The 24789-nt window shown below is 70.2% G+C and carries 21 protein-coding genes; 7 read left to right on the forward strand and 14 right to left on the reverse strand.

Features of this window, described 5'->3' with window-relative positions:
- Window positions 1-31 precede the first annotated feature (31 nt).
- From OHB49_RS35485 to OHB49_RS35495, 3 genes are all read right to left on the reverse strand, one after another.
- Window positions 32-622 (reverse strand): hypothetical protein, encoded by a 591-nt coding sequence (locus OHB49_RS35485; protein ID WP_329164974.1) that lies wholly within the window; start codon window positions 620-622, stop codon window positions 32-34.
- Window positions 619-2112: a sensor histidine kinase gene (locus OHB49_RS35490; RefSeq protein ID WP_443079595.1), complete on the reverse strand. Its 1494-nt coding sequence runs from the start codon at window positions 2110-2112 to the stop codon at window positions 619-621. The genes OHB49_RS35485 and OHB49_RS35490 overlap by 4 nt, the downstream gene beginning before the upstream one ends.
- 101 nt (window positions 2113-2213) lie before the next feature.
- Window positions 2214-2903: a response regulator transcription factor gene (locus tag OHB49_RS35495; protein ID WP_030976511.1), complete on the reverse strand. Its 690-nt coding sequence runs from the start codon at window positions 2901-2903 to the stop codon at window positions 2214-2216.
- Between the two features lie 247 nt (window positions 2904-3150).
- Between OHB49_RS35495 and OHB49_RS35500 the strand changes: the two genes are divergently transcribed.
- The 5 genes from OHB49_RS35500 (at window position 3151) to OHB49_RS35520 (ending at window position 9165) form a co-directional block, all read left to right on the forward strand.
- A complete protein-coding gene (locus tag OHB49_RS35500) occupies window positions 3151-4059 on the forward strand; it encodes a DUF3152 domain-containing protein (protein ID WP_329164976.1) in 909 nt (302 codons plus the stop codon).
- A gap of 341 nt (window positions 4060-4400) precedes the next feature.
- Window positions 4401-5324, forward strand: coding sequence for a hypothetical protein (locus tag OHB49_RS35505; RefSeq protein ID WP_329164978.1), 924 nt, complete (start codon window positions 4401-4403; stop codon window positions 5322-5324).
- A gap of 372 nt (window positions 5325-5696) precedes the next feature.
- On the forward strand, window positions 5697-7103 hold the full coding sequence (locus tag OHB49_RS35510) for a peptidoglycan-binding protein (protein WP_329164979.1): 1407 nt from the start codon (window positions 5697-5699) through the stop codon (window positions 7101-7103).
- Window positions 7100-7822, forward strand: a complete 723-nt coding sequence (locus OHB49_RS35515; protein ID WP_329164980.1) for an ABC transporter ATP-binding protein — start codon at window positions 7100-7102, stop codon at window positions 7820-7822. The genes OHB49_RS35510 and OHB49_RS35515 overlap by 4 nt, the downstream gene beginning before the upstream one ends.
- On the forward strand, window positions 7819-9165 hold the full coding sequence (locus OHB49_RS35520; RefSeq protein WP_329164981.1) for an ABC transporter permease: 1347 nt from the start codon (window positions 7819-7821) through the stop codon (window positions 9163-9165). The genes OHB49_RS35515 and OHB49_RS35520 overlap by 4 nt, the downstream gene beginning before the upstream one ends.
- On the opposite strand, the gene OHB49_RS35525 is transcribed toward OHB49_RS35520, so the two are convergent.
- The 8 genes from OHB49_RS35525 to OHB49_RS35560 form a co-directional block, all read right to left on the reverse strand.
- Window positions 9162-10547 carry a diacylglycerol/lipid kinase family protein gene (locus tag OHB49_RS35525; RefSeq protein ID WP_329166745.1) on the reverse strand — a complete coding sequence of 462 codons (1386 nt, stop codon included), beginning with the start codon at window positions 10545-10547 and terminating at the stop codon, window positions 9162-9164. The two genes, OHB49_RS35520 and OHB49_RS35525, sit on opposite strands and share 4 nt — an antisense overlap.
- 43 nt (window positions 10548-10590) lie before the next feature.
- Window positions 10591-10734 (reverse strand): hypothetical protein, encoded by a 144-nt coding sequence (locus OHB49_RS35530; RefSeq protein WP_329164982.1) that lies wholly within the window; start codon window positions 10732-10734, stop codon window positions 10591-10593.
- Between the two features lie 26 nt (window positions 10735-10760).
- Window positions 10761-11417, reverse strand: coding sequence for an HdeD family acid-resistance protein (locus tag OHB49_RS35535; RefSeq protein ID WP_052190174.1), 657 nt, complete (start codon window positions 11415-11417; stop codon window positions 10761-10763).
- Window positions 11418-11794: 377 nt separating this feature from the next.
- A complete protein-coding gene (locus OHB49_RS35540) occupies window positions 11795-11992 on the reverse strand; it encodes a hypothetical protein (protein ID WP_030980061.1) in 198 nt (65 codons plus the stop codon).
- 125 nt (window positions 11993-12117) lie between these two features.
- Window positions 12118-12648, reverse strand: coding sequence for a hypothetical protein (locus tag OHB49_RS35545; protein WP_329164984.1), 531 nt, complete (start codon window positions 12646-12648; stop codon window positions 12118-12120).
- 10 nt (window positions 12649-12658) lie between these two features.
- On the reverse strand, window positions 12659-14296 hold the full coding sequence (locus tag OHB49_RS35550) for an MFS transporter (protein ID WP_329164985.1): 1638 nt from the start codon (window positions 14294-14296) through the stop codon (window positions 12659-12661).
- Between the two features lie 224 nt (window positions 14297-14520).
- Entirely contained in the window at window positions 14521-17181 is a 2661-nt protein-coding gene (locus tag OHB49_RS35555; RefSeq protein ID WP_443079683.1) for a LuxR C-terminal-related transcriptional regulator, read from the reverse strand.
- Window positions 17182-17525: 344 nt separating this feature from the next.
- A complete protein-coding gene (locus OHB49_RS35560) occupies window positions 17526-18962 on the reverse strand; it encodes a DUF2252 domain-containing protein (protein ID WP_329164987.1) in 1437 nt (478 codons plus the stop codon).
- Window positions 18963-19214: 252 nt separating this feature from the next.
- Here OHB49_RS35560 and OHB49_RS35565 point away from each other — a divergent pair, with 252 nt between their 5' ends.
- The gene (locus tag OHB49_RS35565; RefSeq protein WP_329164988.1) at window positions 19215-19445 is read left to right on the forward strand and encodes a DUF6011 domain-containing protein; all 231 of its coding nucleotides are present in this window, start codon (window positions 19215-19217) and stop codon (window positions 19443-19445) included.
- Between the two features lie 13 nt (window positions 19446-19458).
- Here the strand turns inward: OHB49_RS35565 and OHB49_RS35570 are convergent, their stop codons facing one another.
- Window positions 19459-20331, reverse strand: coding sequence for an acyl-CoA thioesterase (locus OHB49_RS35570; RefSeq protein WP_329164989.1), 873 nt, complete (start codon window positions 20329-20331; stop codon window positions 19459-19461).
- 49 nt (window positions 20332-20380) lie between these two features.
- The gene (locus tag OHB49_RS35575; RefSeq protein ID WP_030980055.1) at window positions 20381-22894 is read right to left on the reverse strand and encodes a DEAD/DEAH box helicase; all 2514 of its coding nucleotides are present in this window, start codon (window positions 22892-22894) and stop codon (window positions 20381-20383) included.
- 138 nt (window positions 22895-23032) lie between these two features.
- On the opposite strand from OHB49_RS35575, the gene OHB49_RS35580 reads away from it, so the two are divergent.
- Entirely contained in the window at window positions 23033-23824 is a 792-nt protein-coding gene (locus OHB49_RS35580) for a metal-dependent hydrolase (protein WP_030980054.1), read from the forward strand.
- A gap of 180 nt (window positions 23825-24004) precedes the next feature.
- Here the strand turns inward: OHB49_RS35580 and OHB49_RS35585 are convergent, their stop codons facing one another.
- On the reverse strand, window positions 24005-24727 hold the full coding sequence (locus OHB49_RS35585; protein ID WP_329164992.1) for an N-acyl homoserine lactonase family protein: 723 nt from the start codon (window positions 24725-24727) through the stop codon (window positions 24005-24007).
- Between the last annotated feature and the right edge of the window lie 62 nt (window positions 24728-24789).

The following is a 24789-nucleotide window of genomic DNA, read 5'->3' on the forward strand; positions in this document are numbered from 1 at the left end:
CACCGGGACCGGGGTCGTGCCCGGGCTCCTCCTACGGCTGGAGAGGGTCGGGACAGGAGTCGTCCGACTGCTTCATCGACCATCCGTCCCCGAGCACATGGACGCTCGTGTGTCCGGGGGAGCGTTGCGCATCGACGGGCGGAGCCGAAGTGGCGCCGCCCCGATTCGCGTCCGCGGACAGCGTGGCGAACGGCAGGGCCACGTGAGCCACCGTGCACGCCAACTGCCGCATGGCCGGGTGGCTGAGGGGAGGGACACCTTTGGGGAGCTGGATGGAGAAGGTGTTGTCGCCGCTGATCGCCACGTCCGGTGTATCCGTCAGGCGGGGCAGCTCCGTGGTGGCCGTCACGGCCTCGCTCGTGGTCGGTCCGCCGAAAAGCAAGCGCACGACGGCCCCGAAGTCCGCGGGGTCGCCGACCTTGCGGGAATAAGGCGCCAGATCACCGTTGTGCAGGAAATAGAGCGGGATGACGGCCGGCGGCGAGGGCTTCGGACCGGGAGAGTACATGCCGCTCGCCGGTGCGCCGGCCTGGATGACGTCGGACGGGGGGACTCCGCACGCCGAGAGCGTGAGCGCGGCCGTGAGCCCGGCCAGCAGCGCCGCCATGCGCGAGCCCCTCACCAGGCACTCCCTGTGGCGTCGTCGGCGGCGGCCGCGGAGTCGCGGTGCAGGGGGAGTTCGACCGTGAACACCGCGCCGCCCTCGGGCAGGTTCGCCGCACTGATGCGTCCTCCGTGCAGGTGCACGTTCTCCGCCGTGATGGCCAGGCCCAGCCCGCTGCTCTCGCTTCTGGTCCGTGTGGTGCCGGCCTTGTAGAAGCGTTCGAAGATGTGCGGCATCGCTTCCTCCGCGATCCCCGGTCCGTTGTCGGTCACCTCGATGACGGCCCACGCCACGTCCGCTCGCTCCTTCCTCACGTCCATGCTCAGCCGCACCGGCGGCGCCCCGTGCCGCAGCGCGTTGCCGACCAGGTTGGCCATCACCACGTCGAGCCGGCGCGGATCCACGCGTGCTCTGAGCACACCTGGTCGGGGCAAGCGGGTCTCCACCTGGCCCTGCCACCCCCGAGAGGCAAGGGTGTGCTCTACGAACTCGGCCAAGTCGATCTCGTCCAGGTTGAGTTCAGCCGCGCCCGCGTCGAAGCGGGAGATCTCCATCAGGTCGTTCACCAGCACGCTCAGCCGACCGGTCCCCTCGCTGATGAGCTGCAACGCCTCGCCGGTCTCCCGGTCCAGGCGCAGCGCCTTCTCGTCCAGCACGTCGGTGACCGCCGACATCGCCGCCAGCGGCGTGCGGAGCTCATGGGAGACGTCCGCGACGAAGCGGCGCGCCTGGGCCTCCAGGCGGCGCAACTCCGCGACCGACTCCTCCAGCGCGGCCGCCGTGTGGTTGAAGGATTGCGAGAGGTCGGCCAGTTCGTCGGAGCCGTTGACGGCGAGCCGGACGTCGAGGTGCCCCTCGGCCATCCGGCGTGTGGCCCGGCGCAACGCCCGCACGGGACGGAGAACGCCGCTCGCGGCCAGCAGCGCCAGGACGACGGCGAGGCCGAGTGCCACCAGGGTGGCGTGCTCGATGGCGCTGACCATCGCTTCGACGTAGGCCTGTTCGGTGTTCTGCGGCACCACCAGGTACATCACGAGGCCCGAGAGCTTGGAGTCCGTACCCTCGCCGCTGTCGTACGTGACCGGCATCCCGACGACGAGGTACGGATGCCCGTCGACGTTCACCCGCTGGAACACCGCGGCACGTGTGGTTGCCACGGACCGGCGCAGTTGCGGGCTCAGCATGTCGAAGTCGGCACTCGGCGCGAAGGCGCGGAGGCTGCCGTACGTGGCCATCACCCGCCATCCTTGTGCCTGGTTGGCGTGGAGCACCTGGTTCACCGCCGTCTGCAAGGCCGGCTGGCTCGGCGGCAGGGGAGTGTAGACAGACACGGCGTCGATACTGGTCCGGAACTGCCGGATGACGGAGTCCTGGCTCTGCTGCAGCACCCCCGTGCGTGCCTCCCGGAAGGCGAGGGCTCCGGTGCTCAGGGCGCCGGCCACGGCGACCAGGGCGAAGGCCACCACCAGGCGGGAGCGCAGGCCCCGCAGTGCAAGCGGGACGTGCACCAGGGCCGACCGAAGGAACCGCACCGGCCGGGGTCCCCGCCCGGCTGTGACGGCCTCGGGCTTCCGTACGGTTCTTCGTGGCCGTACGGATGTCCGGCCGCTCACCGGTTACCGAAGCGGTAACCGAAGCCGCGAACGGTCTGGATGTACCGGGGGTCCCCGCCCAGCTCACCGAGCTTGCTGCGCAGTCGCTTCACACAGGCGTCCACGAGCCGTATGTCGCCGTGGTAGCTGTGCTCCCAGACCGCTTCCAGCAGCTGCTGGCGGCTGAACACCTGGGCGGGCGAGGCCGACAGGGTCAGCAGCAGCCGAAGCTCGGAGGGGGCGAGCGCGACGGGTTCACCGCGGTGTGTCACCACGAGCCCGGCCCGGTCGATGACCAGCTCGCCGTGCGACTCCGCCCTGGGTCGGACGGCGTCGGAGACCGTCGCGTCCTGCCTGCGCAGCACGGCCCGTATTCGCGCGTCGAGCACCCGGGCCTGCACGGGCTTGACCACGTAGTCGTCCGCGCCGGCCTCCAGCCCCACGACCACGTCGATGTCGTCCCCCTTGGCGGTCACCATGATGATCGGCACCTGGTCGCGATCCCTTATCCGCCGGCACACGTCGAGGCCGGACATGCCGGGCAGCATGAGGTCGAGCACGACGACGTCCGGATGGAAGGGGCGGAGCTGTTCCAACCCCTCTTCACCTGTTCCGGCGGCGAAAACGTCATGCCCCTGATATCGCAACGCCAACTGGACGGCCTTACGGACATCTGGGTCATCTTCGACAAGTAGGACTCGTGGCACTTTGACAGTATGCACAGATCGTGTTCGGTGACCGTTCTGGAGGAGGGTCACTTCCGGGAGCTGTTACAGAAGGATCACAACGGATGGGGATGTGCGGGCGGTCTCCGGTCGGCGTGCCGTCGGGCGGACAGTCCTGTCGAACCGTCCTGCCGGTATGAGCGGCGCGAGTCGCCGGAAGGTCGCTCGTTACTCTTTCGTGACCATCCGAACCAATGGCGATCATCTGACCTGACCAGTGTCAGCTGCCATGCATTCGGCACGAGAGCGGGAATCCGCACCGCCCACCGGCAGCGCCGTGGCCTCCGACCGCGTCGGCCGTCAGCACCGGTCATCCCATCGCGGTGGCCGTCGGCGCCGTTCCTCCCATCGCCGGGGTCTTCCGCGCCGCCGGGGCCGGAGCTATCTGGCCGGTGTGCTGGTGGCCGCCGGCCTGCTCGGCTCCGCGGTGTTCTTCCTGGACGGCGGACGAAGCGACGCGTCGAGCGGTGCGCCGCGCCCGCGGAGCACGATCATCACCCCCACCCCGACCCCCACCCCCTCGCCGACGCCCTCGCTGACGCCGACCCCCACCAAGATCGACGTCCCCTCGACGGGCACCGGCACGTTCGTCACCGCGCATGCCAGTGGCGCGAAGGTCGGTCATGGTTCGCATCTGCTCCGCTACGTGGTGGAGGTCGAGACCGGGCTCGACATCTCGCCGACCCAAGCGGCGAACGAGATCGCCGACATACTTGCCGCCCCCCGGGGCTGGACCCACAACGGGGTTTCCTCGTTCCAGTTGGTGGGCGCGGGGGAGCCCTACGACCTCACGGTGAAGATCGCGACACCGGGAACGGCGGACGCCTTGTGCTGGGAGGGCATCCACCAGGACACCGAAGGCGAATACAACTGCGAGATCCACAACGGGGTGGTGGTGAACCTCAAGCGCTGGGTCGAGGGCTCGCCCACGTTCGAGGGGCCGATCCATGACTACCGGGCGCTGATCATCAACCACGAGATGGGGCACTTCCTGGGCCACCCGCACATGACCTGCGCGGGGCCGGGGCAACTGGCCCCCGTCATGATGCAACAGATCAAGGGCCTGCACGGATGCATCGCCAACGCCTGGCCCTATGACAAGAGTGGTCACTTCGTCTCCGGGCCGCATGTGACGTGAACCGGCGGCGACCAGGCGCGCTTCTGACGGTGCGCACTCGCAGCGGGCCGCTTTGCGGCCTGCGTCGGGGCGACACCTGGCGGGCAGCCGGAAAACCGGCGTTACAGCTTGGTCATGGTCCGAACCAGCGGCCATCACCTGCGGACACCAGTCTTGGACTCAGTGACAACGCCCCGGTCGTCAAGGCCGGCGGGTGACTCTCACGGTGCAGTGTTCCGGTGCGAAGACGCGCCGGTGCTGTCGGTGTGAGGAGTGGGCAGCGCCTCTCGATCCCAAGCTTCCCCTGGCTTCCCCATGGCCTGTCACGGGACATCAACACCCTCTCGATCGGATGGAAGAGAATGTCTGGATCCCGCACTGTTCGGAAACTGGCCGTAGCGGTGAGTCTGCTGCCGCTGCTGGCGGCTTGCGGCACCGAGGCGGCTTCTCACTCGGCGGGCGGCGGGAAGGCCCCGGCCGGGTCGTCGGGGCAACTCGACGTTCCCGCGGACGCCGGCGCGGACCTCAAGAAGCAGTACCTCATGGAGAACGCGATCGCGTCCTGCATGAAGAAGCAGGGGTTCACCTATACCCCCGAACCCCCCATGGATCCCGTGTCCTCCTGGGCCCATGACGGGGCGGACTACGAGCTGACCAAGAAGTTCCGGCAGAAGTACGGCTTCGGCTACTCCGCGGCCGCTGTCTACCCCGATGATCCCCAGGTGCCGGGCAGCAAGGCGGCGACCAAGCCCTCGGCCAACGCGGAGTACGTCGCCACGCTCACTCCCGCGCAGAAGACCGCCTACGACAAGGCGATGGGAGGCCCCCCGGACCCGAAGGTCGGCGCAAAGGACTGGACCGGTTGCGAGGGGACGGCCGACAAGAAGGCCTACGGCTCCGCATCTGCCCAAGAGCGTAGCGCCGCAACCGCGTCCCGGAACCAGGCGAACGCGCAGGCACTCAATGGCGATCAGAAGCTGGTCAGCCTGGCGCAGTCGTACGCCTCGTGCCTGAAGAAGGACGGCATCCCCGTCACGACCACGCAACCGACCGGCATCGGGGAAATGGTGAAGCTCCAGGCGGCCACGTCCGTTCCCGCCGGAGCCCGTGGGTCGGGCGCCGCTGCGGACGAAACCTCCGAGGAACCCATGAGCAAGGAAGAAGGTCTGCCGCTGCTCACCAAGGAAATCGACCTGGCGATGAAAGACCTGGAGTGCGGCAAGGAATTCCGGGCCGCCTACTTCCCGAAGTTCCTGAAGGCGCCGGGATCCACCGGTGCCGGGTGAGGCAGCACCGGAACCGGGTGAGCAGCCGTCCCCAGCAGTCGGGGAAGGCAGCTTGAACAGCCTGTGACCACCTGGTCGTCCGCGTCGGCTGCACGGGACAGCAGGGGAAAGGAACAGCCCGGTGCCGCCCACAACGACGGCACCGGCTGTTCGTGACCTGTTTCGCCGTTCCCGGACAACACCCACTCTCGTGATCGAATGGAAGAGAATGTCTGGATCCCACACCGTTCGGAAACCGGCCGTAACGGTGAGTCTGTTGCCGCTGCTCACGAAGGACATCGCCTTGGCGATGCAGGACCTGGAGTGCGGCCAGGAACCCCGGGCCGTCCACTTCCCGGAGTTCCTGAAGGGCTCGTTCCACGGAGGTGCCGGATGAGGCAGCGCCGGAAACGTGAGAGCAGCCGTCCCAAGCAGCTGGGGATCATCATTGCCGCGGTGGCGCTGGTGGGAGTGGGCGGTTGGTTCGCCGGATCGCAGATGCAGTCGCCGGCGGATGCGGCTGCCGCACACCGGGCGCCGAAGGCCGGACCGGTCACCGCTGCGGTCGAGCGGCGTTCGCTGACCGCGAGTGTGGTTGCCCAGGGCTCGGTGGAGTTCGCCTCACCGCAGAGTCTGCTCCTGGCCGGGCCTGTCGGCCCCCCGGATGCCGGCTCCGGGGGTTCCGGGTCCACCGACGCCATCGTCCAGCGGGTCACCAAGGCACCGGTCGCCGGGTCTGAGGTGAAAGAGGGCGACGTGCTGATGCAGGTGAGCGGCAGACCGGTTCTGGTACTGCGTGGATCCGTACCGATGTACCGCACGCTGGGGCCCGGCACGTCCGGGGACGACGTCAAGCAGCTCGAGCAGGCTCTGACCCGGCTCGGATTCAACTCCGGTGGGAACACCGGGAACTACGGGCAGGGGGACGCCGCGGCGGTGAGCCGCTGGTACAGGAGCAAGGGCTTTCACGCGCAGGAGCCCGGTGTCGCGGACAAACAGCAGCTGGGAACGCTTGAAGCGGCGGTGACCAGCGCACAGCAGGCTCTCCTCGCGGCCAAGAATCCGGGCAGCGGCTCCGAGGGTTCCAGCAGCGGCACCGGCACCGGTGGTGAATCCGGAAAGCTGCAGCTCAAGGCAGCGCAGCAGCAGTTGGACGCGGCCAACGCCGCGCTCTTCGCCTTCCAGGCCGGCTACGGAACCAAAGTCCCCGCAGGCGAGGTCGTCTTCCTGCCGGATCTGCCGGCCCGGTTGGACAAGGTGTCCGTGAAGATCGGTGACACCCCGTCCGGGCCGGTCGGCACCGTGACCAGCTCCAAGGTCGTGGTGCAGGCCGTGGTGCCGAGCAATGATGCCAAGTTGCTCCACAAGGGCATGACAGCGCAGGTGGAGACCCCCGACGGCAAGAAGGTGGAGGGGGAACTGGTGGCGCTCGGCGACGATGTGCCGAAGAACGATGCGGGGAACGGTAAAGACCCGGCGGGCACATCGGGTGGCGGAGGCGATGATGCGTCGGCTCCTGTACCGGTGCAGATTTCCATCCCGTCGGGCGAGCTGACCAAGAACGCCAACGGGTCCGCGAAGGTGACCATCAAGGTGGGCGCGTCGAACGGGGACGTGTTGACGGTGCCCATCGCCGCGCTCCACACATCGGCCGACGGGCAGGCCAAGGTACAGGTCCGGCGCGGCAGCAAAGTGGTGGATGTCTCCGTCAAGGCGGGTCTCTCCGCGGAGGGACAGGTGGAGGTCACGCCGTCCGGTGACGCCCTGAAGGAGGGCGATCAAGTGGTGGTCGGGCAATGACCGAACTTCTGACGTCCTTCGTGCCCGACGCCGATACCGTCATCCAACTGGTCTCCGTCGACCGGACCTTCGACTCCGAACCGCCGGTGCATGCCCTGCGGGACGTGAACCTGACCGTCCGGCGAGGCGAGCACCTGTCGATCGTCGGTCCGTCCGGTTCCGGCAAGTCGACGCTGCTCAACACCCTGGGACTGCTGGACCGCCCCACTTCGGGCGCCTACTGGCTCGACGGCGTGGAGACCAAGACGCTCGGTGACCTCGAGCGCACCTCGCTGCGCGGCAGCCGGATCGGATTCGTCTTCCAGTCCTTCCATCTGCTGCCCTACCGGACGGTGGACGAGAACGTCATGTTGGCCGAGGCCTACCGTCGGCCGCGCCCCGGGCACGGCCGTGCCGGCCGCCGCACCAGGGCCGAGGAGGCGCTGGAACGGGTGGGCCTGGCGCACCGGTTCGGCTTCCGGCCGGACAGGCTCTCCGGTGGTGAAAGGCAGCGTGTGGCGATCGCCCGTGCGCTGATGAGCGAGCCTGCTCTGCTGCTCTGCGACGAGCCCACCGGCAACCTCGACAGTGAGAACACCGAGTCGGTGCTGGACCTCTTCGACGAACTGTGCGACCAGGGCATGACTCTGGTCGTGATCACCCATGAAGAGGCGGTCAGCAAGCGGGCCGACAGGCGCGTAAGGATCAGCGACGGACGGCTCACGGAGGAGAACCGATGAGGGCCCGAGCACGTGTCCTGGAGCCGGCCGCCCCGGTGGATCCGGCAGACCCGCGGATCGCCGACCGGTACGCCGACGGACGGCACACCGCGCGCCGGGGACGTGCACGGCGTCGCGGCAGGGCCAGGGTCGTCGAGCGTCCCTGGATGGACTTCAGGGACCTGTGGACCGAGGCGCTGGCGGGGGTACTCGCCCGTCCGATGCGCTCCGCCCTGACCACACTGGGCACGGTTCTGAGCATCACCACCCTGGTCATCACCATCGGGGTCTCGTCCACGGCGGGCAATCAGATAGTCGGCCGGTTCGATGCCCTCACCGCCACCTCGGTCACGGTGGTGGTACCCCCGCCGCCCCCGTCGGCCGATCCTGTCCCTCTCGTGGACTGGTCGGGTGTCGACGCGGTCCGGCGGCTGGCCGGGGTCGATTCGGTGGCGGCGATCGCCGACTCCACCGCAACCGCGAGCGTCCAGGTACGTGCAAATGACGTGGTGTCCCCCGGGGACGTCACCGGTCAGACCATGGCGGTCGTCGCCGCGTCCCCCAGGCTGCCCGCCGCGGTGCGCGGCAGGATGACCGCCGGGCGCTTCTTCGACGACGGCAACATCGCCAGGCACGACCGGGTGACGGTGCTCGGCGACCAGGCCGCACGACTCCTCGGCATCAGCTCCGTACAGGACTCTCCCGCGGTCTTCCTGAAGGGCCAGCCCTACACCGTGATCGGGATTCTCGGCGGAGCCGAGCGGGAACAGCAGCTCTCCACCGCGGTGATCCTGCCGCCCACGACAGCCGAGGACCAGTTGGGCCTGGGAACGGTGACCCGGGTACTGATCAACACCGCACTGGGCGCGGCGAAGCAGGTTGCCCACCAGGCACCGATCGCGCTGGCTCCCGGAGCCGAGGACGCCCTCGCCGTAACGGCACCGCCCGACCCGGCCAAGGCACGCAAGGGAGTACAGGGCGACGTCAATGGCCTGTTCCTGGTACTCGGACTGGTCTCGCTGGTGGTCGGGGCCATCGGTATCGCCAACGTGACGCTGGTGACGGTCATGGAGCGGATCGGGGAGATCGGACTGCGCCGCGCCCTCGGCGCCTCACGACGGCAGGTCGCCGGCCAGTTCCTGGTGGAGTCGACGACCATCGGACTCCTCGGCGGCGTCATCGGCGCCGTCCTGGGCATGGTCGTCGTGGTGGCCGTCTCCGCCATCAGGAACTGGACTCCGGTCCTGGACGTCCGTCTCGCTCTCGGCGCTCCGGTCGCCGGGGCCCTCGTCGGTCTCCTGGCCGGTCTCTACCCGTCACTGCGGGCCTCCCGCATGGAGCCCGTCGACGCTCTGCGCTCCTAGGTCGTGTCCGACGAATAGCGCCTCATTCGTGCCGCGCGGTGCTGTTTTTCCCGGCCCGGGAACAGACGGCCCAGCGCCAGTCGTGCCACGCGCGGCCAGTCGGCCGCCGCCCCGCGGATCCGCGGCGCGTGGGGGCGACGGCGCGGCACGCGGACCCGGAGCGCCCCGGGCGCGCTGCGGCACACGACGGGTGACGGCAGAACGACGTGCTCTCCGTCGATGCCGACAGGGAGGGTGTCTGTGTCGGCATCGACGACAACCATGCCGGCGCTCAGCCGGACGAGTCCCCCGGACCGCCGCGGACCGCGCACCATGCGCGCCGCCTGAGCGGTGTTGCCGACCCGCACGCACACGACACCGAGCAGTCCCGAGTCCAGCCGCTCCCGGCGCCCCGGATGGGCCGCGTCGACGGCACGTCCGTAGGGATTGTTGCTCACGAGCAGCGCCTGAAGTGCATCGACGTACGTCCGGTCGGCCCGCGTCCGCAGCCTGGGCGCGTCCTCGCCGGTGAGGAGGCCGGGGAGGGTTCGCAGGGTTGTGCGGGCTTTTGCATCCCGGTACGCGGGGTCGGTGACGACGGACGCGTACGTGCCGAACGAGGCGTTGTTGACGAAGACCCGGTCCGCGGCGTACCCGAGGTCGATGCGGAGTTCGACACCGAGGGTCAGGGCTTCCAGGGCGGCCGCCGGATCGTCGCGGTCGAGGCCGAGATCGAGGGCGAAGTGGTTGCGGGTGCCGGCGGGAATCACCACGAACGGCAGGTCGTGGCGCGCCGCGACCTCGGCCACCAGCGCCTGGGTGCCGTCGCCGCCCGCCACCGCCAGCAGATCGGCTCCCTCTGCGACGGCCTGCCGGGCCAGCCCGGCGACATCCTGGCCTGCGTCGAGCAGGGCCACCCGGCAGCCTGCAGCCCGGGCCTTCTCCACCAGGCCGAAACGACCCACCTTGCCTCCGCCGGAGCGCGGATTCATAAGGACCCAGGGGGCGTGGGGCGCCTCGGCGACAGCCTGTTCGGACGCGGCGTGACCACGTGCCAGGGCCGTACGTGCCGCCGTGACGGCCAGCAGCCACAGGCCCAGGGACAGCAAGGCCGGCCCCAGCATGCCGAACGTGGCATACAGGGCGAGGACAGCGACCGGCGCGGTCACCGACAGAACCGCCCCGAGGGCACGGAGCGCACCGGTGTGCGCCAGGGTCCACCACACCCCGACGGCGGCGAGTGCCAGTGCGGCGATGCCGGCCAGCGCCCACAGAACGCTCCGCAGACCGGCGGCGACGAGCGGTACCAGGATGCTGCCCAGCAGGGCGAGTACGGCGAGGCGGGCGCGTCCGGCGTCGCCGTCGCGCGAGGTCGAGGCCCTTGCCTTTCGCGCCCTGTTGATATCACCGCTCTGTGGCCCCACTTGTCGGCCCTCCGCTTCCGTCTCACGCCTTGTGCGTCGGACGTTCCTCAGACAGGTCGTGGATGTTGCCGCGCTGAACCACGCTCAGGGCCCGGATGATGAAGCCCGACATCGCGATCATCACGACCGACCACACCGGGCGACCCGAGGACGTGGTCGGGGCCATGGCTGCCCCTTCCGCGACCGGCGCGGTCAGGCCGTCGCGGCGGGCGCGCCTGGTCTGCGAGGGCGTGCTCGGCGGAACGCGGCCCGCCAGGCGAGGGCGACCACCGCCTCGGCCAGACCGAGCAGGATCAGCCAGAGGCCGAGCAGCCGGGTCAGGGCCCGAGCCGATTCGGTCGGCAGGGCGAGGACCACGATCCCTGCGACGATGGCGAGCACCGCCGCTCCCAGGACGACGCCGCGGTGTGGCAGGTCCTCGGCCGTGAGGGCCGTGTAGAGGGTGAGGATCCCGGACACGAGCCAGACGACCCCGACGACCAGTGAGAGCGCGGCGATCGTCTGCAACGGGTTGCGCAGGCAGAGGACCCCGGCCAGGACGTACAGCACCGCCAGCAGGAGCCCGGGCAGCCGTTCGTGCCCCTGACGCGCGAAGACGGCTACGAACCGGAACGCTCCGGTCGCCAGTAGGTACAGGCCGACGAGGACGGCCAGGACGTGCAAGGTTGCCTCCGGCCAGACCATGACCAGGACGCCCGGTACGAGCGTCGCGACAGCCGAGCCCAGGAGCCAGGTCCAGGAACCGCCGAGCCGTGTGAGCGCGTATGCGGTTCCATCTCCCGGACCGGGGACCTCCCCGTCGGGCTGGTCCGGCCCGGTAGGCGATGCCGGGTTACGCGGCATGGTCATGGCTCCTCCTCCCGTGAAACGGCCGGACGCCTTCGCATCTACCGCCGCGCCGTGGGTGGGACTCCAACCGGTGTGCGTGGGACGCCGGGGGTGCGCGTGCACGAGAGACGGTGTGCTCTGCGCAGCCTCTCTGGCTCCACTGTCACGCCTGCCACCGGGTGCCGGGTCACCCGCCACGGGTGATCTGTCGGCGCATCGCGCGGCCCCAGGGCCCGAAGTCGCGCCGTGCGCCGGGCGGGCCAGGCGGGACTCCGCGACTCGGCCCAGGCCGTTGGGCTGCGCCTGCTCCCCCGTTCGACCGGATGTACGGGGCGGTGGTGGGCGGAGCCGTCCTGAAGCGAGAAGTCGTGCAAGATGGCCCGCACCACCCGCCACCCTCACTCCGGCACCTGCCGCATCTCCATGACGCGCAGACCCAGCGACTGGCAGCGAGTCAGCAGGCCGTAGAGGTGAGCCTCGTCCACGACCGTGCCGAAAAGGACGGTCTGGCCGGACATCACCACATGGTCCAGCTCCGGGAACGCGTTGGCCAGCGTCTCCGAGAGGTGCCCCTCGACTCGGATCTCATAACGCACGAGCGGTCCTCCCACCGGACTTGCCTGGACGCTCTTCACCGACTGGCTCGGGACAGGCGGACGGCGCCCGTCCCTGCGATCCTCCGCCGCTGCGCACCTCACGGACCTCACCCCGTAGAGGTGACTCAATGAGTCAGAATGATCTTGAAAGAGATGATCAGCAGGCCCAGCAGCAGGTTGACCGATGCGGTGATGGCCACCAGCCGCCGTGAGGCGCCGGCGCGGCGGGCCGCGGCGACGGACCAGCCCACCTGCCCTGCGACGGCTACGGACAGTGCCAGCCAGAGGGCACCGCGTACGTCCAGTCCCAGGAGCGGGCTGACGGCCACCGCGACGGCCGGCGGGACAGCGGCCTTGACGATGGGCCACTCGGCACGGCACACGAGCAGGATCCCCCGACGGTCCGGAGTGTGCTGGGCGAGCCGTGCCCCGAACAGATGGGCATGTACGTGTGCGATCCAGAACACCACGCCGGTGAGCAGCAGCAGCAGCACCAGCTCGAAGCGGGGGAACGACCCCAGGGAGCCGGCTCCGATCACCACGGAGGCCGCGAGCATGGAGCCGTAGACGCCACCCGTGTAGTCGGCGCGTGTCCGGCGTTCGGCACGGCGCGCCCTCCGCTCCGCCGGTCCTCCCTCGGCTCTCGTCCTGTCCACCGGTGGCCCCCTACGCTCGGTCCGTGGATCCGTTCGCCCCGGCCGGAGCGGCACCGGAACCGGGCTCAGGCGGGCGGCCGCTCCGTGCGGTCGGCAGATGCGATGTCATCAGGAAACTGACGAGAGCGACGCCGCCCGTGGCCAGGATCGCCGCCTTCAGACCGTCGAGCTGCGCCGAGGCATAGGAGTCCGTGACGGCTTCGACTTCGGACGGTGGCAGTCCGGCCCGCTCGGCCGCCGAACGCACCTGGTCGGTGGAGACGAAGGTGATCCCGGCCTCGAGGCGGACACCGACCTGCTCGCGGGTTTCCGCGGACAGCCGGGGTTCGTCCGCGACCTGCGTGGTGAAGGCGTGGGCCAGCGCGCCGACCAGGATCGATCCGATGAGCGCGGTGCCCAGCGCCGAACCCAGGTTCTGGGCCGTGAACTGGAGTCCTCCCGCCTCGCTGCGTTCCTCCTCGCCGACGCCGGACTGGACGATGTTGCCGAGCTGCGAGGCGAGCAGGCCGATGCCCACACCCAGCAGGGCCATCGCCCCGGCGAACTGCGCGTCGTCGATGACCGGGTCGATGGTGGCCAGCAGCCACACGACGGCCGCCGCCAGGATCGCCAGGGCCAGCCGTACCACCCGGCGCGGTCCCATCACCCGCCCCAGCGGGGACGCGCACAGGGAGGTCACCAGCATGGTGGCGGACACCGGGAGCAGGCGCAGGCCCGTCTGGAAGGCGTCGAAACCCTGTACCACCTGCAGGTACAGCGGGATGGCGAAGAACAGTCCCAGCAGGATGAGGTTCTGGCTCAGCAGGGTCATCAGGCCGGCCCGCAGCACGGGTCTCCTCAGCAGGGACAGGTGCACGAGCGGGTCGGTGCCCCGGTCCTCCCGCCGTCGCTCCCAGTGCCGGAAGACGGCCAGGACGGCCACGCCGGCGCCGACGACGAACAGTGTCGGGGCGAAGCCGAGGACGGTGAAAGGAGGGTTACGGGGCTGCACCCAGCCCCACGTACTGCTCTGCAGCACGCCGAGCACGCCCAGCGCCAGCCCCACCGCGGAGAGCGCCGCCCCGACCCCGTCGAGCCTCGGCCGCGGTCCGGCCGGGGCGGGCGACGGGATCACGCGGCGGCACAGCAGGACGGCCAGGACGACCACGACCTCGCCGGCGAAGACGAGCCGCCAGGTGAGGTACGTCGTCATCCAGCCGCCCAGCATCGGGCCGACCGCGATCCCGGCGCCGGCGAGACCCCCGATGACCGCATAGGCGACGGCCCGGTCCCGGCCGCGGTACGACTCCGCCACCAGGGCGGCCATGGCCGGCAGCACCATGGCGGCGCCGAGTCCCTCGATGACGGACCAGCCCAACGTGAGGACCCACAGCGTGGGCGCCACGGCGGTCAGGGCGGACCCCACGCCGTAGACGACCAGCCCCACGAGGAACATGCGGCGCCGCCCCAGGATGTCTCCGAGCCTGCCACCGACGATCATGAACGCCGCCATGACCAGCGCGTACAGGGTGATGACGGCCTGGATGGCGGTGACCTCGGTGTCGAAGTCCTCCACCAGTTGGCTGATGGACACGTTCATGACTGAGGTGTCCAGAACCATCAGGAACTGGGCCGTACCGAGGGCGACCAGGGCCCACCAGTGCTTCACGCTGTCCCACCTCGCCGAAATCGGGCCCTGTACGCCGGCGGAGCCGGTCAGCCGGCGACCGGCAGATGTTCCGCGTTCCTGCGATCGCCTCCGACGTACGTTTCCCCCATCGCACCCGACGCGGGCACCGCGCGCCTCACCCGTCACGGGGGAGGGCCGCCCCTGACGCCTGCCCGCGCCGCTACCGGTGGGCGGGGTGCGCACCGAGCGCTTCCCCGCGTCCGTCACAGAAGTCCGAGGTCGCGTGCCCGGCGCACCGCGTCGTTGCGCCGGTTCACGGCCAGCTTCCGGTACACACTTTTGAGGTGGGTCTTCACCGTGTTGACCGATACGTAGAGATCGGCGGCGATCTCCTCCGTGGACATCATCCGGGCCAGCCGCTGGAGTACGTCCCGCTCGCGTCCGCTCAGCTCGACCGCGACCAGAGGCGGGGGCCCGGGCTCCGGCCGGAGCCGTTCACCGCCCCGGCGCGGCGGGCCGGGGCTGAGCCAGCCCTGTGCCAGCTCGTGCAGCGGAGCCGAGGCCAGCAAAGGCTGGACCCACGCTCCGGCCCGGAGAAACGGGCGCCGCAGCCGATCGCGACGTGCGTCGAGGAGCGCCCGCGCGACGAGCTTGCGGGCAGTGACCGCGTCTCCTGCCTCCGCTGCGGCCCGGGCCTTGACCAGTGCCGCCCCCACGGTCACCGCAGGGCCGGACCTGCCATCGGTGCGGATGTTGTCGAGCAGGCGCACGGCGGCATCGGTGCGTCCTGCCGCGATCTGGATCGCTGCGGCCTCCACGGCGCATACCGCTTGTTCACCAAAGACACCTCGGAGCGCCTCGGCCGCGCTGTCCGGCCGCCCGTCGGCGAGATGAGCGGCGGAGGCGACGACGGCCGCATGACTCGCGACCCAGGGCGAGGCCACGGCGGCGGGGACCGCCAGGTTCGTCGCCTCGACGGCGGCGCGCGCTTCTCCTCTGTCCAGGAGCAGCCGGGAAGCGGCGATGGCCCGTGCCGCCGCCGGCACCGGATCGCGTGTTCCCGCAGGCGCCCGGGCAGTTTCCTCCAGGAGGTCCTCGGCTCTGCCCAGTTCGTGACGGTCCACGGCCACAGCGGCCAGGACCAGACGGCCGATACCGGAACCGTACGGCTGGGGCAGGCCGCCCCGCTCCCCCTCGGAGACCGCGGCCAAGGCCTTGCGCTCCGCCCGGCCGGGCCAGCCGTTCAGATAGTCGATCAGAGCGAGGTGCCCCATGGCCTCCTCCCGGGGTAGCACGGTGGCGGCCCCGCCGGCAGCTGCGGCCGCTTCGGTCAGGGCGGCGCGCGCGTCCTCGTAACGCCCCGCCCACAGACGCGCCGAGCCGAGATGGGTCAGCAGTAGAGCGATCAGTTCGGGGTGCTTGTCCAGCAGACGGGTCGGGATCTCCTGCCGCAGCTCGGCGGCTGCGGCGGCGGCCCTCTCGGCCTTCGGCGTACTACCGGTCAGCCGGGCGGCCAGCGCTTCCAGCAACGCACAGCTCAGCCGGACCTCCGCCAGGTTCGGCGTGTCGTCGGCCAGATGCCCCTCTGCACGGCGCAAGCGGCCCAGACCGTGATCCAGGTCGTGCCGGGACAGGGCGTGGGCCGCCCGGACGAGGTCGGCCGCCGGGCTTCTCGCTTCGGGCCCCATGCGGGCGAACACATGGGACGGAGCACCCGAGCGTAGACCCGTGAAGAGCTGGCCGATCGCGAGGTCGTCGACCAGGGCTCCGGCGGCGAGGTCCCAGTCGCCGGCGGCGGCGGCGTGGGCGAGTGTCTCGGACAGAAGCCCGGAACGGCGCAGCCACCGCGCGGCCCGCCTGTGCAGTTCCGGTTCCAGGCCGGGCATGCGCTCGCGCAGGTGGGCCCGGAGGATCTCCCGGAAGAGCGGATGGAGCCGGTACCAGGAGTGTCCGAGCCGCTCGACGAACGCGTTCTCGCGGTGCAGCCCGGCAAGGACGGGTTCGGCGTCGGTCCGCAGGGTCAGCGCGTCGGCCAGCTCGGGGCGGAAACGCTCCAGGACGCTGACGCGCAGCAGTAGGTCCTGGGTCTCGTCCGTTCTTCCCCGCAGGACCTCGGCCAGCAGGAAATCCGCGACCGCGCCGTGGTCCGCCTCGAACTCCTTCAGGTAGAGCTCCGGGTCGGTGCTCTCGCACGCGGCCAGGGCAGACAGGCGCAGTCCGGCGGCCCAGCCCCGCGTGCGCTCCACGAGGGCGCGTACGGCGTCAAGTGGAAGGACCAGACCGTGCAGTTCCAGCAGCGTGACGGCCTCCGCCGGAGTGAAGGCCAGCTCGGCGCCACGGATCTCCGTGAGCTCCCCGGCCGCCCGGTAACGGTGCAGAGGCAGCAGAGGCTCGGTGCGGGTGACGAGGACGAGGCGCAGCCCCTGCCCGGCGTGGTGCAGGACGAACTCCAGCTGCTCAGCGACTTCCGGAGCGGTCATCCGGTCGTACTCGTCGAGCACAAGGACCACGGGCCGCTCACGTGCGTTCAACTCGGCGGCGAGTGCTGTCAGTAGCCTGCGGTCCACCCCGTCGGCATCCGCAGGCGCCCAGGCCACTCCGGTCGCCGGCGCGCCGCAGGCCCGCAGGGACTCGACGACGTACGCCCAGAAGACCCCGGGACGTCGGTCTCCCGCTTCGCCGGTGAGCCAGGCGACGGGCTGGCGCAAACCGGCGGCCCAGTCGGCGGCCAGCAGGGTCTTGCCCGCCCCGGCTGCGCCGTTGACCAGCGTCAACGGCGTTCGGAGAGCCTGATCGAGATGGTCGAGAAGCCGCTTGCGCCGCAGGAACGTGTCGGGCCGCGTGGGAAGGGCGAACCGGGTGCGCAGGAACGGATCCCCCAGGGGATCGGAGTAGGAACCAGCTGGAACGATCGACACGTGCACTCCTCGTTCGTCCCGGTCGGTCCCGGCCACGACGCTCACCACCCCTGTCAGCCAGGGGCACGCCACGGGTGGAGTCGTCCATCGCCAGCATCCCAGCCTCACGCCCGGCGCGCGCGGTGGCGCAGGTGCTGCGACGGCTCGCGGAGTGCGCAGACGGTCGGCCGGCCACTCGCTCACGCTGCCGTATCCGTCAGGGGCCTCAGCGTCAGAGCCCTCAGGCAGGCGCCGGCCCGCGAGCGTTCAGAACGTGATACCACGCGGGGGTGATTCGCCCGGGACGCCGGACCGTAGCCCTGCGGTGGGTACCGCACTTCACCCCCCATGGACCCGGGCGGGCGTACGGATCACCGTCGGTCGCCGGCCGGCTCCGACGCGGAGAGCCGGCCCGCGCGTACCGCCTCGACCAGACCCTGATGGTCCCGCTCGTTCAGGTCGGCGTACGCCTCGGCGAACGTATGGAGCGCACGGTCGAACGCGTCGCCGCGGCCCAGGTACGCGGCGATGGCGATGCGGTCGCCGGATCTCGCGTGGGCACGGGCCAGCGTGCTGCCGCAGACCTCGCCGAACGTCCTCAGGCCGGCCGGCGTCATCAACTCCGGATCGAGGCCGCCCTTCCAGTCGCGCAATTGGCGTACGTAGAAGTCGCGGCGCCGCCCGTCGATCCCGTCCGCCCGCGTCCAGCCCAGAAAGATGTCGCTCGCGGCCTGCATCAGTCGCTGCCCCGCAACCACCCGCTCGCCCTCGCTGCGGTACTCGCCGGCACCGACGTGCGGAGCGAGCACCGAGGTGCAGGCCTCCTTGGCCTGCAGGAAGAGCGGGTCCCGGCCGTCCCTGCCGGTCAGGAGGATGATCCAGCACCGGGTGCCGACGCTGCCCACGCCGACCACCTTGCGGGCGGCGTCCACGAACCGGAAGTCCCCGAGGAGGGAACGCCGGTCCGACTGGAGACTCCGGGCGTAGCCCCTGATCAGCCCGCGCAGCCGCTCCTCCAGTGCGTCGCGCTCGACCTCGGGCAGCAGATCGGTCAGCGGAACCAGCAGCGGCGGGTCCGCGGCGATCCGGACCTGCCCCTCGACCGTTTCGGTCAGCTTGGCGAAGGCCTGCAAGCTGTCCCGGGTACGGGCCTTGTCCAGGGCCCGGCCCAGGTTCTTTCGGCCGCCCGTGGTCAACTTTCGGGACGCCATGGCTACAAGGCGGTCCGCGTCGATCCTCGCGTACCAGACACCGAGATTGGTCATGCAAGCGAACCGGATCATCGCCTCGCGGTACGACCGGACCGCCGCCGGCACCACGCGGGCGCGCTCCCGGTCCGTGAAGCCGTTCGCACGTCCGGCGACCGCGAGACTGGCCGCCAGCCGCTTCACGTCCCATTCCCAGGGGCCGGGCAGCGATTCGTCGAAGTCATTGATGTCGAAGACCAGCTGCCGTTCCGGGGAGGCGAGCAGCCCGAAGTTCAAGAGGTGTGCGTCTCCGCACAGTTGGACCCTGATACCGGAGTCCTGGGTGGTGGCCAGATCGGCGGCCATGATCGCGGCGGCGCCCCGGTAGAAGCGGAACGGCGACTCGGCCATCCGGCTGTAGCGGATCGGGACGAGCTCGGGAACCCTGGTCGCGGACTGGGCGCCGAGGATGCCCAACGGGTCCGGCCGGTCCGACGACGGTGCGAACCCTGCGTGGCCGGAACGGGGTGTGCGGCGGCGGGCGGCCTTCCCACGGGCGGCCCGCTCCGCGGGCGTCAGGGGCGGTACGGCACCGAGCGTCGACGCACTGTCCCGGCTCATCGAAGACCCTCCTGACCGCTTCCTTCCCCGATCATCGCGGGCCGTGCCGGTTCCGGCATCATCTGGTGGGCCGTGCCCCGGGCAGCGGCGGAGGGCGCAAGGACCGAGACCCGTTGCCGGTCACTTCCGCCGTCGTCCCAGGGGGTCCCGAGCCAGCTGTCGAAGCTGCGCAGAAGTGCCACCAGCGTTGCGCCCGCCGCTGTCTGCGTTCGGATGTCGCAGATCAGACCGGGGACTTGAGAGGATCGATTCGTGGAGTCCTCTGAACCATTGCCCGGGTCCGACATCGAGCCCCTGCCCGAGGCCGGACGGGCCGTGAACCGCCGACTGGTCCGGTGCCGCCTCTGCGGCCGCCCGCTCACCGGTACGGACTCGCGCCGAACCGGTCTGGGCCCCGCCTGCAACGCCAAACTGCACCCCGCCGCACCGGACATCCGCACCCGCCGTCACGAGGTCGAACAGGACCCGCTGCCCGGTACCTGAGCGGCGATGGCGGCTATGAGTCGAGGCGGCGGAACAACCCCTCCTGCACCACGGACACCAGCAGATTGCCGCCGCGGTCATAGATCCGGCCGCGCGCCAGTCCCCGTCCACCCGTCGCGATCGGCGACTCCTGGTCGTACAGGAACCACTCGTCGGCCCGGAACGGCCGGTGGAACCACATCGCGTGATCCAGCGACGCCATGTCGAAGCCGCGTGGTCCCCACAGCGGCTCCACCGGGATGCGGACCGCGTCCAGGAGCGTCATGTCGCTCGCGTACGTCAGCGCGCATGTGTGCACGAGTGGGTCGTCGCCCAGCGGGCCGACCGCACGCATCCAGACGGCGCTGCGCGGGTCCGCGTCCTTGGTCTCCTCGTGCGTCCAGCGAAGCCGGTCGACGTACCGGATGTCGAACGGCTGGCGCCGGGCCATCCGCTCCAGCGCGTCCGGCAGCGCCCCGAGGTGCTCGCGGACCTCTTCGGCGACCGTCGGCAGCTGCTCGGGGTCCGGGACGGTCCGGGCGGGCGGCAGCTGGTGCTCGAAGCCGGCCTCCTCCGGCCGGTGGAAGGACGCCGTCAGATTGAAGATCGTCCGGCCCTGCTGGACGGCGGTGACCCGGCGGGTGGTGAACGACCGCCCGTCCCGCACCCGTTCCACCTCGTAGACGATCGGGATCCCGGGCCGGCCCGGCCGCAGGAAGTACGCGTGCAGCGAATGGACCGGCCGGTCCCCGTCGGTGGTGCGGCCGGCCGCCACCAGCGCCTGTCCGGCGACCTGGCCGCCGAAGACCCGCTGCAGGGACTCCTCGGGGCTGCGCCCGCGAAATATGTTGACCTCGATCCGCTCCAGGTCGAGCAGGTCGACCAGGCGCTCGGCGGGGTTCGTCATGCGTTTCGTCTCCACTCTCGCAGCGCTGCCGTGCGTATGGCGAGCGCGGTCACAGCTGGCCGACCGAGGTGACCCTGACGACCGCCCGGCCCTCTTCGTCGGAGGCCGCCAGATCGATCTCCGCGCTGATGCCCCAGTCGTGGTCGCCGTTCGGGTCGGCGAACGTCTGCCGCACCCGCCACAGGCCGTGCGCGGCGTCCTCGTCGATCTTCAGTAGCTTCGGCCCGCGGGCGTCCGGACCCGTGCCCAGGTCCTCGTACTCGTCCCAGTACGCGTCCATCGCCTCGCCCCACGCGTCCTCGTCCCAGCCCGCGTCGCCGTCCAGGTCGCCGAGCTCGGCGACCTTGTCCAGCGCGGCCAGCTCCACCCGGCGGAACATCGCGTTGCGGACCAGCACCCGGAAGGCGCGGGCGTTGGCGGTGACCGGCTTGACCTCGTCGGCCCGCTCCTGCGCCTCCTCGGCGGTCTCCACCTCCGGGTTGGCGAGCTGCTCCCACTCGTCGAGGAGACTGGAGTCCACCTGCCGCACCATCTCGCCGAGCCAGGCGATCAGATCCTCCAGGTCCTCGGACTTCAGGTCGTCCGGGATGGTGTGCTCAAGAGCCTTGTACGCGCTCGCCAGGTACCGCAGCACGATCCCCTCGGTACGGGCCAGCTCGTAGTTCGACGTGAACTCCGTGAACGTCATGGCGCGTTCGTACATGTCACGGATCACGGACTTCGGCGAGACGGGGTGGTCGCCCACCCACGGGTGGCTCTTGCGGTACACGTCGTACGCGTGCCACAGCAACTCACTCAGCGGCTTCGGGTACGTGACGTCCTGGAGCAGCTCCATCCGCTCCTCGTACTCGACACCGTCCGCCTTCATCTGGCCGACCGCTTCGCCGCGCGCCTTGTTCTGCTGGGCGGCCAGGATCTGCCGCGGGTCGTCGAGCGTCGACTCGACGACGGAGACCATGTCCAACGCGTACGACGGCGACTCGCCGTCCAGCAGGTCGAACGCGGCCAGCGCGAACGTGGACAGCGGCTGGTTCAGCGCGAAGTCCTGCTGGAGATCGACGGTGAGCCGCACGATGCGGCCCTCCGCGTCCGGCTTGTCGAGCTGTTCCACCACACCGCCGTCCAGCAGCGAACGGTAGATCGCGATGGCCCGGCGGATGTGGCGCAGCTGCGCCTTGCGCGGCTCGTGGTTGTCCTCCAGCAGATGCCTCATCGCCGCGAAAGCGTTGCCGGGACGCGCGATCACGGACAGCAACATCGTGTGCGTGACCCGGAATCGGGAGGTCAGCGGTTCCGGATCGGACTGGATCAGCTTGTCGAACGTGGTCTCCGACCAGGCGACGAAGCCCTCGGGGGCCTTCTTGCGGACCACCTTGCGCTTCTTCTTGGGGTCGTCGCCCGCCTTCTTGACGGCCTTCTCGTTCTCGATGACATGCTCCGGCGCCTGCGCGACGACGAAGCCCGCCGTGTCGAAGCCGGCCCGGCCCGCGCGGCCGGCGATCTGGTGGAACTCACGGGCGCGCAGCGTACGGACCCGGGTGCCGTCGTACTTGGTGAGCGCTGTGAAGAGCACCGTACGGATCGGGACGTTGACGCCGACGCCGAGGGTGTCCGTACCGCAGATCACCTTCAGCAGACCGGCCTGGGCGAGCTTCTCCACCAGCCGCCGGTACTTCGGGAGCATGCCCGCGTGATGCACCCCGATGCCGTGTCGCACATAGCGGGAGAGGTTCTGGCCGAACTTCGTGGTGAAGCGGAAGTTGCCGATCAGGTCGGCGATCTTCTCCTTCTCCTCCTTGGTGCACATGTTGATGCTCATCAGCGACTGCGCCCGCTCGACGGCCGCGGCCTGCGTGAAGTGCACGATGTACACCGGTGACTGCCGGGTGTCCAGCAGTTCGGTGAGCGTCTCGGTGATCGGGGTCAGTCGGTACTCGTAGCTCAGTGGGACCGGCCGGGTCGCCGAGCGCACCACGGAGGTGGGACGGCCGGTGCGCCGGGTCAGGTCCTGCTCGAACATCTTGACGTCACCGAGCGTGGCCGACATCAGGATGAACTGGGCCTGCGGCAGCTCCAGGAGCGGGATCTGCCAGGCCCAGCCGCGGTCCGGCTCCGCATAGAAGTGGAACTCGTCCATCACGACCTGGCCGATGTCGGCGTGCTTGCCGTCGCGCAGCGCGATGGACGCGAGCACCTCGGCGGTGCAGCAGATCACCGGGGCGTCCGCGTTGACCGAGGCGTCGCCGGTGAGCATCCCGACGTTCTCCGTACCGAACAGTTTGCACAGGTCGAAGAACTTCTCCGAGACCAGTGCCTTGATCGGTGCGGTGTAGAAGGTGACCTTGTCCTGGGCCAGCGCCGTGAAGTGCGCACCCGCCGCGACCAGGCTCTTTCCGGAGCCGGTGGGGGTGGACAGGATCACGTTCGCCCCGGAGACCACCTCGATCAGCGCCTCCTCCTGAGCAGGGTAGAGGGTGATGCCCTGGGTCTCGGTCCATGACGAGAAGGCCTCGAAGAGGGCGTCCGGGTCGTCGGTCGGGGGCAGCTGATCGATAAGGGTCACGCCCCCATCTTGCCTGCCTTCTGCCCGGATGAGGGAACCGGACGACCGGACGAAGATCACGGACGATACGCTGCCCACTCAACTCGGCCGCATCGCAACGGCGATGGCGGCCGGACAACTCTGGGGGCGGGAAGAACCATGATGGGACCGGCACACTCACTGTCCGGGGCGGCGGCCTGGCTGGGGGTGGGCGCGGCGGCGGCTGCCGCGGGCCATACGATGCCGTGGCCCGTCCTGGTCGTCGGTGCACTGATCACCGCGGGCGCCGCGCTCGCCCCGGACCTCGATCACAAGTCGGCGACCATCTCGCGGGCCTTCGGACCGGTCTCGCGCGGACTCTGCGAGATCGTCGACAAGCTCTCGCACGCTGTCTACAAGGCGACCCGGGGCCCCGGTGACCCGCGCAGGAACGGTGGCCACCGGACCCTGACGCACACCTGGCTCTGGGCCGTCCTGATCGGTGCCGGGGCCTCCGCCGCGGCGATCGCCGGCGGCCGATGGGCGGTCCTCGCGATCCTCTTCGTCCATCTGGTGCTCGCTGTCGAAGGACTGCTGTGGCGGGCCGCCCGGATGTCCAGCGATGTCCTGGTGTGGCTGCTCGGCGCGACCAGCGCCTGGATCCTGGCGGGTGTCCTGGACAAGCCGGGCAACGGCTCGGACTGGCTCTTCAGCGGGCCCGGCCAGGAGTACCTCTGGCTCGGGCTGCCGATCGTCCTCGGTGCCCTCGTGCACGACATCGGCGACGCGCTGACCGTCTCCGGCTGCCCGATCCTGTGGCCGATCCCACTGGGCCGCAAGCGCTGGTATCCGGTGGGGCCGCCGAAGGTCATGCGCTTCCGGGCCGGCAGCTGGGTGGAGCTGAAGGTGCTGATGCCGGCGTTCATGGTGCTCGGAGGAGCGGGCGCGGCGGCCGCCCTCAACTTCATCTGACCGCCGTACCGTCGGCCGGCCGATGAGCACCGACTCGATGACCTGCAGTAGTCGCAGTTTGCGCTGAGTCACCGAGGCGAAGAGCCGGTCCGGACAGCCGGCTGCTCTTCGGTCCGGACGATCGCGTCCGCAGTGCTCCCTTCGCGGCAGTCGTGAGCGGGACGTTCGGCCGGGGCGGCGTCAGCAGTTGAAGTCGTCCGCTGCGCGGGACGGTTCCCAGACCGCGCAGTCGTGCGCGAAGAGCACACGTCGCGGGTCGAGGCCGGCCAGCCTCTCGACCCACGGTCGATAGGTGGGCAGCGGCTGTTCCAGACCTTCGAGCTGTGCGTGGCGGGCCAGCTGGTCCGCTGCGAAGTCGGAGGCGAAGTCGTGTGCCTGACCGGCGAGCACGACGGTGCCGTCGCTCTGCCGGACCACCAGCGACTGGTGACCGGCGGTGTGGCCAGGGGTGGGAATGATCCGCACTCCTGGCCAGACCTCGGCTTCTCCGCTGATCTCCTCGTAGCTCGCGTCGGGGAAGTCGACGAGTTCGTCGATGGTGTAGCCGCCCCGGCGCGCGGCGGCCAGCTCCACGTCCTGCACCAGGATCGGCGTGCCGCCCAGCAACCTGTTGCCCCCGCAGTGGTCGAAGTGGAGGTGGCAGTTCACCACCAAGGAGACATCCGAGAGAGAAACTCCGGCGTCTGCGAGGGCGCTCTCCAGCCCTCGGCGCCGGGGGCGGTAGTGAGCTTCGGTTCCGGGATCGGCGGCCCCGATGCCGGTGTCGAAGAGGATCAGTCCTTCGTGGCGCCGGACCAAGTAGGCGAGCACGGGTTCGACCCGCGGCTGCGGGCCGCCCGTCTCCGACGCGGGTCGGACGAAATAGCCCAGGTCGAGGCGGCGGATCTCCGTGTTGTCGGCCATCCGGCCATGGTGGCAGCCGGTGCTCCTCTCCCCTTCATGTTTCGCTGTCCGGAGAAGCCGCC

The sequence above is a fragment of the Streptomyces sp. NBC_01717 genome (genome assembly GCF_036248255.1).
In the GTDB taxonomy this organism is placed as follows: domain Bacteria; phylum Actinomycetota; class Actinomycetes; order Streptomycetales; family Streptomycetaceae; genus Streptomyces.

Bases quoted from the DNA above. Each gene is read 5' to 3' on its own strand.
- OHB49_RS35570 (WP_329164989.1), bottom strand. From the start codon at position 20,331: ATGACGAACCCCGCCGAGCGCCTGGTCGACCTGCTCGACCTGGAGCGG.
- OHB49_RS35535 (WP_052190174.1), bottom strand. From the start codon at position 11,417: ATGACCATGCCGCGTAACCCGGCATCGCCTACCGGGCCGGACCAGCCC.
- OHB49_RS35560 (WP_329164987.1), bottom strand. From the start codon at position 18,962: ATGAGCCGGGACAGTGCGTCGACGCTCGGTGCCGTACCGCCCCTGACG.
- OHB49_RS35510 (WP_329164979.1), top strand. From the start codon at position 5,697: ATGAGGCAGCGCCGGAAACGTGAGAGCAGCCGTCCCAAGCAGCTGGGG.
- OHB49_RS35505 (WP_329164978.1), top strand. From the start codon at position 4,401: ATGTCTGGATCCCGCACTGTTCGGAAACTGGCCGTAGCGGTGAGTCTG.
- OHB49_RS35520 (WP_329164981.1), top strand. From the start codon at position 7,819: ATGAGGGCCCGAGCACGTGTCCTGGAGCCGGCCGCCCCGGTGGATCCG.
- OHB49_RS35515 (WP_329164980.1), top strand. From the start codon at position 7,100: ATGACCGAACTTCTGACGTCCTTCGTGCCCGACGCCGATACCGTCATC.
- OHB49_RS35585 (WP_329164992.1), bottom strand. From the start codon at position 24,727: ATGGCCGACAACACGGAGATCCGCCGCCTCGACCTGGGCTATTTCGTC.
- OHB49_RS35500 (WP_329164976.1), top strand. From the start codon at position 3,151: ATGCATTCGGCACGAGAGCGGGAATCCGCACCGCCCACCGGCAGCGCC.
- OHB49_RS35530 (WP_329164982.1), bottom strand. From the start codon at position 10,734: ATGGCCCCGACCACGTCCTCGGGTCGCCCGGTGTGGTCGGTCGTGATG.
- OHB49_RS35580 (WP_030980054.1), top strand. From the start codon at position 23,033: ATGATGGGACCGGCACACTCACTGTCCGGGGCGGCGGCCTGGCTGGGG.